This window comes from Thalassospira sp. UBA848 (assembly GCF_002295455.1).
Taxonomy (GTDB): Bacteria; Pseudomonadota; Alphaproteobacteria; order Rhodospirillales; family Thalassospiraceae; genus Thalassospira.
This window is the reverse complement of record NZ_DBGS01000109.1, coordinates 36,215-41,353: the sequence shown is the minus strand read 5'-3', so window position 1 is coordinate 41,353 and position 5,139 is coordinate 36,215. Positions and strand designations below refer to the sequence as shown.

Sequence of the window (5,139 nt, the reverse complement as noted above, 5' to 3'; positions counted from 1 at the left end):
CGAAGCAAGCCCCGCACTGCGCGCAACCTTTATGCCCGATGGCAAGATGCTTGAAGTGGGTGATCGCATTCGCCCGGTCAACCTTGCTGCGCTTCTGACCTCTTTGCGCGTTAAAGGGCCGGGGGAATTTTATAATGGTGCACTGGGCGCTGATATCGCCAATGCGGTGCAAGCAGCTGGCGGGACGCTGACCGCCAATGACATGCGCAGCTACCGTCCGCAGTGGAAAACCGCGACCGAGGTCAAGGTTGGCAACGAAACGCTTTATCTGGCTTATCCGCCACGCGCGAACTCTGGCGCAAACGTGATCACCGGTGGCAGCGAACTGGCCGATATCCTGAACCGTTATCTGGCCGATATCGCATCGGGCACAGAGGCCGCGCAGGCTAATGCCGGTCGCAGTGGCTTTGTTGTCATTGACCGTGCGGCCAATGCGGTTGCGTGTATGACGACCATGAACACGCCCTTTGGTGCCGGGCTGGGTGCGGATGCGTTTGGCCTTAACCTTGCTGCGGGTGACGCGAACATGATTTCGACCCCGCTGATGGGACCGGCATTGATGGTGAACCCGTTTGTCTGGGAATACTATTACGGCATTGCTGGCACGGGTACTCCGGCAGGGGCAACCAAGCAGATTGCCACCATGGCCGAAGACCTGATTGGCAACGGTGCAGCATCTGGGATTGCGATGAATTCCGATGGCCCGTCTTCGGTTAATGCCATCAAATGCCTTGAAGGCACGCCGCCCCATCCGGAAAGCTGCCAGTTCCTGGCCGACCCGGTCGGCGGCGGCATGGCCGGAACCCGATAGTCAAAGACCACCCAACAGGGCAGGGATCATCCTGCCCTGTTGTTCCTAAACACATGTCAGGACCCCACAAATGGCATTGAAACAATCCCTTCGCGGCGCGATTTCGCCCTTTATCGTTATGGACGTCATGCGCGCGGCCAATGCACGAGAAAAGGAAGGCAAGGCTGTTTACCACCTTGAAGTCGGTCAGCCCGGAACCCCGGCACCGCGCAAGGTGCGTGAAGCTGCTGCCAAGGCGCTTGAGTCTGATCTGATCGGCTATACCAACGCCATGGGTATTGATCCGCTCCGCGAAGCAATTGCCGGACATTACAAAACCAAGTTTGACGTTTCGGTCGATCCGGCGCGGGTTTGTGTCGCCAGCGGATCGTCGTCGATCTTTGTACTGGCGTTTTTGGCGGCCTTCGATGCGGGCGACCGTGTTGCGATGGCAGCCCCCGGCTATCCGGCGTATCACAACATTCTGAGTGCGCTGGGTATTGATACGATCAATCTGCCTGCCGGGCCGGAAACCCATTATCAGCCAACCGTTCAGATGTTGCGTGACCTGGATGAACCGGTTGATGGCCTGATCGTTGCCAGCCCGTCCAATCCGGCGGGCAGCATGATTGATGTGGAAACCTATCGCGAACTGGCAACCTATTGCCGTCAAAACGGCATTCGACTGATCAGTGACGAGATCTATCAGGGCATTTCATTTGGTGATGTTGCCGAATGCACCGCGCTTGAATTCGGCGATGAAGCGATCATCATCAACAGCTTCTCGAAATACTTTTCCATGACCGGCTGGCGTCTGGGCTGGGCGATTGTCCCGCCCGATCTGATGCGGGCGGTCGAATGCCTGCAGCAGAACCTGTTTATCTCTGCCCCGGCGCTGTCGCAGTTGGCTGCGGTGGCGGCCTTTGATTGCGAGGACGAACTACAGGCCAATATCGCGGCCTATGCGCGCAATCGCGAAATCCTGCTTGATGGCCTGCCCAAGGCCGGTTTCACCAAATTCGCCCCGGCCGATGGTGCGTTTTACCTTTATGCCGATGTCCGCGAACTGACCAGTGACAGCGAGGCGTTCTGCAAACAGATGCTCGAAGAAACCGGTGTCGCGACGACGCCCGGTACTGATTTCGACCGGATGCGCGGCAAGGGCTATGTCCGTTTCTCGTTCGCGCATAGCGAAGAAACCATGATCGGCGCGGTCAAGGCGCTTCAGAACTGGAAGCGCTGAGATAGTTGAAAGGAAAAGATGTGAAGCACCCGTTCCCAAAGTTGAAAGCAGCATTCCTGGCAACTGTTTTTGGCGGCTTGCTGCTCGGGCTCACATCCTTTTCTGGTCGTTTTACAGACATATATTTGTTTCCATTTGTGTTGGCAGGAGGTGCTGTCTACGTCCTTCTCACTACCAATGTGGTTCTCCTGTTTCAGAGAAAAACACGACTTGTGCCACGTCTGCGGTTTCGAGTGTGGTTGACGATGATTGTGGTTCTGGCTGTACTGTATTTTTCAGGTAAGTTTACCACTGCATATCTAATTTCACGGGACCTTCGGTTCGACGGCCCCCAGAATTGGGTGGAAGCTTTATACGATCAGTATTTCCGCACGTTTTGGTCTGTCGTTAATGTGGGGATTTTTTGGTGGCTTGCAGTTCTTCTTATGAATTTAGGTGTGGTGTTCCGTTTAATATCGCAGGCCGACGATATTCCCTTGGCCCGAGGAAATTCGAAACTGCACGAGAGTGTTCAACTGAAGGCGAGCGGCCCAAAGTTTATTGAGTACTTTCTGATCCGAGAAATTCTTACTCGTGCTAGGTGGAAAATACGTTCAGATAAGAGACAAGAATAAAAAATCTAGTTGAGAACACTGTTAACAAGAAGAAAGGGCTGCCCGATGGGCAGCCCTTTTTTTGTTTGTTCTGTTGGCCGGTCTTAGCGACCAAGGCTCCACCAGCCACGTTTTTTCGGCTTCGGCTTTTCATCCTTTGCCGGCTCGGGCGCAGGGGCTGCTTCCGGTGCCGGTTCGGCTTTCTCGGCTTTGGCCGGTTCAGCTGCTTTCGGCTCAGCCGGTTTTCCTGCCGGGGCCTCAGCCTTCGGAGCATCTTCCTTCGGCGCTTCCGGTTTCGGTGCCGGGGCGCTGACTTCTGCCGGGGCAGGGGCCGGTGCGCTTGCTGCTTCGGGTTTGGCTTCGCTCGGTGCTTCCGACGGTGCTTCCGGGGCCGGACCAGACTGGATCGGGATGTTTTTCACATCGCGCTCGTTGCTGCCGTCATTGTCGCCGTCACGATTGTTCGGGCGGTTGTTGCGGTCGCGACGATTGCGGCGGTTGTCATTACGATCACGGCGCGGACGGGCTGGTGCCGGGGCAGTCGTGCTGCGCGAACGCCCCGCACGAACACCTTCCTGATCGAAACTATCGGCATCCTGACCTTCGCTATCAGCGTCGATCACGGTGTCTTCGTCCGTGCCGTCCGGTGCTTCGTGATCGCGGTTGCGGCGTGCTGCCGTCAGGGCCGGATCATCCGCGGGTGAACGGGTGCGGTTGCCGTCAAAGTCCTGACGGCGCGAACGACGGCGACCACCACGCTTGCCACGACGGCGGCGCTTGCGGTTGTTGTCATCATCATCGTCGTCATTATTGTTGTTACGATCATTGTTGTCAGACGCATCCTCGCTGTCGCCCGATGCATCCTGCTGCTGATCGTTGTTGCGATCATCGCGGTCATCGTTGCGGCCACGGCGACGACGACGGCGACGACGGCGCTTGCCGCCCTGATCGTCATCTTCGTTACGTTCCGTGTCGTCTTCGTCATCCGTATCAACCGGATTTTCAATCGCGGTCAACGAGACACTGTCGGTATTGAGAACCGGTGCGGCATCGTCGGCTTCGTCACCCTTTTTCGCGCGGGTGCGCTCGATGCGGTGATCGGGCGAAATCAGACTGTCATCGCCAAAGATCATGACGCTGAAGCCATAACGGCTTTCGATCTCGCCAAGTGAATCACGTTTGCGGTTCAGGATATAAAGCGCGACTTCACTGGCAACATGGACGGTCAGCGCGCCGGAACGGCGACGCATGCCTTCTTCCTCGATGACGCGCAGCAGATGCAGGGCTGCACTTTCGATCGAACGGACAAGGCCGACACCACGGCAGTGGGTGCAAACTTCAAACGCGCTTTCCACCAGCGACGGGCGCAGGCGCTGACGCGACATTTCAAGCAGGCCAAACGGGCTGATGCGACCGATCTGCAGACGGGCACGGTCGTTGCGCATTGCTTCTTTAAGCTTGCGTTCGACGGATGCCTGATTGCGGTGGTCTTCCATGTCGATAAAGTCGACAACGATCAGACCGGCAAGGTCACGCAGACGCAGCTGGCGTGCCAGTTCTTCGGCCGCTTCAAGGTTGGTCTTGTAAGCGGTTTCTTCGATGTTGCGTTCACGGGTCGAACGGCCGGAGTTCACGTCAACCGCGACCAGTGCCTCGGTCGGGTTGATGACAAGATAACCACCGGATTTAAGCTGTACGACCGGGTTGAGCATCGCATCAAGCTGGCTTTCCACCTGGAAACGGTGGAACAGCGGCACGCCCTGATCCTTATAGGGCTGCACACGCTTGGCATGCGACGGCATCAGCATCTTCATGAAGTCTTTAGCAACGCGATACCCTTCGTCACCTTCGACCAGAACTTCATCAACATCACGTGCATAAAGGTCACGGATGGAACGCTTGATCAGATCGGCTTCTTCGTAAATCAGGCACGGTGCCTGGCTCTGAAGGGTGGTTTCGCGGATACGATCCCACAGACGCATCAGGTAATCGAAGTCGCGCTTGATTTCGGCCTTGGTCCGTTCGGCACCGGCGGTCCGGACAATGACGGCCATGCCATCGGGAATCTCAAGCTCTGCAAGAATGGATTTCAGACGCTTGCGGTCCTTGGCATTGGTGATCTTGCGCGAAATGCCGCCACCACGCGGGGTATTGGGCATAAGAACGCAATAACGACCGGCCAGGGACAGGAAGGTCGAAAGTGCAGCACCCTTGTTGCCGCGCTCTTCCTTGACGACCTGAACCAGAATGATCTGGCGGCGTTTGATAACTTCCTGAATTTTATAGCGTTTCTGAAGCTGACGGCTGTGCGATTCGACGAACTCGTCGCTGTCATCACCGCCAAGATCTTCAATGTCTTCTTCAACGTCGGATTCTGCGTCGAGTGATGTTACCTCGTTGCCGGTGTCCTCTTCCGAGGTGTCAGCATCGATATCAACATCAAGTTCGGCGACTTCAGCCGACATTGCGGCATTGCCACCGGTCGGGGTGTCATCACCATCCGATCCGCTGTC

The 5,139-nt window shown here is 56.6% G+C and carries 4 protein-coding genes; 3 read left to right on the top strand and 1 reads right to left on the bottom strand.

The genetic code is table 11. From position 1 onward, the window contains the following. The 3 genes from B2R48_RS15115 to B2R48_RS15105 all read left to right on the top strand — a co-directional run. Window positions 1-811: gamma-glutamyltransferase (locus B2R48_RS15115; RefSeq protein ID WP_297002037.1), on the top strand; the 811-nt coding region annotated here is incomplete at its 5' end. A gap of 70 nt (window positions 812-881) precedes the next feature. Next, window positions 882-2,033 (top strand): pyridoxal phosphate-dependent aminotransferase, encoded by a 1,152-nt coding sequence (locus B2R48_RS15110; protein WP_297002034.1) that lies wholly within the window; start codon window positions 882-884, stop codon window positions 2,031-2,033. Between the two features lie 5 nt (window positions 2,034-2,038). Further along, complete coding sequence (locus tag B2R48_RS15105) at window positions 2,039-2,647, top strand: hypothetical protein (RefSeq protein ID WP_297002032.1); 609 nt, start codon at window positions 2,039-2,041, stop codon at window positions 2,645-2,647. A gap of 83 nt (window positions 2,648-2,730) precedes the next feature. Here B2R48_RS15105 and B2R48_RS15100 read toward each other — a convergent pair. Then, window positions 2,731-5,139, bottom strand: a 2,409-nt coding sequence (locus B2R48_RS15100) for an Rne/Rng family ribonuclease (protein WP_297002030.1), incomplete at its 5' end; no start/stop codon positions are given.